This window comes from Allobaculum fili, from assembly GCF_020969955.1.
In the GTDB taxonomy this organism is placed as follows: Bacteria; Bacillota_I; Bacilli_A; order Erysipelotrichales; family Erysipelotrichaceae; genus Allobaculum; species Allobaculum fili.
This window is the reverse complement of sequence record NZ_JAHDSX010000096.1, coordinates 1-805: the sequence shown is the minus strand read 5'-3', so window position 1 is coordinate 805 and position 805 is coordinate 1. Positions and strand designations below refer to the sequence as shown.

Annotated in this window: 2 protein-coding genes; both read right to left on the bottom strand. The window is 52.7% G+C overall.

From position 1 onward, the window contains the following. Positions 1-116 precede the first annotated feature (116 nt). Positions 117-515: a hypothetical protein gene (locus tag Afil_RS10675; RefSeq protein WP_230268538.1), complete on the bottom strand. Its 399-nt coding sequence runs from the start codon at positions 513-515 to the stop codon at positions 117-119. After that, a partial coding sequence (locus tag Afil_RS10670; RefSeq protein ID WP_230268537.1) for an HK97-gp10 family putative phage morphogenesis protein occupies positions 512-805 on the bottom strand: 294 nt, incomplete at its 5' end. The genes Afil_RS10670 and Afil_RS10675, both read right to left, overlap by 4 nt.

Here is an 805-nt window from a genome sequence, read left to right as displayed (position 1 = left end):
TCTGAAGCGCAATTACGGCTGCGCCCTCTTCTGTGCGTTTGGAATAACGACGCACCAGGTAGATGATTTTGTCGCCCTTAACGGGATCGGCAAAACGCTGAAGATTGAAATTCATTTCATTTCCTCCTGTAGTGTTTGTAGGTGAGGGTGAGAATCCCTCTGTAAAGCGGCTGGCTGGTTGTCGTATCCGGAAGATATTCCAGAGTGCAGGACGACAGGCACCAGCTGTACGTTTTTGTCTGGTCGATGCGTCGGCAGATCTGCCGGACAGCAAAAAGCAGGGAATCCACTGTCCCCCGCTGTGTTGGATCGTTATGCCATACATCAATCGAAATGGATGTCTGACCAAAATAGGCCCCCTTCATCCGAAAATCTTCAATTTCATACCCGTCATTGAGAAAGATGAAAGGATACGGCGTGCTCTCAGGCGGCAGGAATGTATCGAAAACAATATCCGGATACGTCTTGCGCAGCAGCACAAGCAAAGCCCCGAACAGCTCCATTGCCGGGTTCATTTGGCAATCACCTTTTTCAGGTCCCGCAGAAACTTCGGCTTCTGCTCTTCAAATGCCGGTTTCATGTACGGCTGCGCAGCCATGAAGCGGGTTCCTTTTTCCACATATTCGGCGTAGTCCACTTCGGCACGGACTACACCGGCCATGCCGTCCTGCTCCATGGATGGGGTGATGCTTTCCCGCAGCTGTCCATGATGGCCGCCGGGGTTGGTCTCTTCGGTCGAAACCGGGGCTTTTCTTTGAGCGCCTGCGGTCAGCTCTGCCGTATTGAGCCGGACCACCTTCTGAAT